Raw genomic sequence first — 474 nt, 5'->3', positions numbered from 1 at the left:
CTGCTGACGCCTTCGCATGACAAGACGATGAAGGCGAACGCCGAGCTCTGCTTCGAGTGGCCCGAGCCGCCTTATTTCGCACGTTATCGTGATCGCCTGCCGCGCTGCCATTTCGGCGCTCCGGCCAATCAGATCCGTTGCGAGGCCGCGCTGCTCGACGAGCCGATCAAGACCGCGAACGCGCACACGGCGCAGATGATCGTCCAGCAGTGCGAGGCGGAGCTCGCGCGGCTCGGGTATGCGGAGAGCATCGTCGAGCGCGTGCGCAATCTGCTGATTCGCGGCAGCCACGGCTATCCGTCGCTCGACGCGCTCGCGCGCGAGCTCCATCTGTCCGAGCGCACGCTCAAGCGCAAGCTGAGCGACTATGGCACGACGTATTCGGCGCTGCTCGACGAGATCCGGCTGCGCGACGCGCTGCGCCTGCTCGAAGGCACGACGCTGACGGTCGAGGAGATCGCGGCACGCGTCGGC

The 474-nt window shown here is 66.9% G+C and carries 1 protein-coding gene; it reads left to right on the top strand.

From position 1 onward, the window contains the following. Positions 1–27: 27 nt before the first annotated feature. Positions 28–474 (top strand): helix-turn-helix domain-containing protein (locus J5M71_RS27865; protein ID WP_243434386.1); only part of this gene is annotated, 447 nt, incomplete at its 3' end.

Origin of the sequence: Pseudomonas sp. 43(2021) (assembly GCF_017490805.1) — a bacterium.
Classification (GTDB): Bacteria; Pseudomonadota; Gammaproteobacteria; order Pseudomonadales; family Pseudomonadaceae; genus Aquipseudomonas.
Note: the sequence above shows the minus strand (reverse complement) of the source record. Positions and strands in the feature narration are given on the sequence as shown.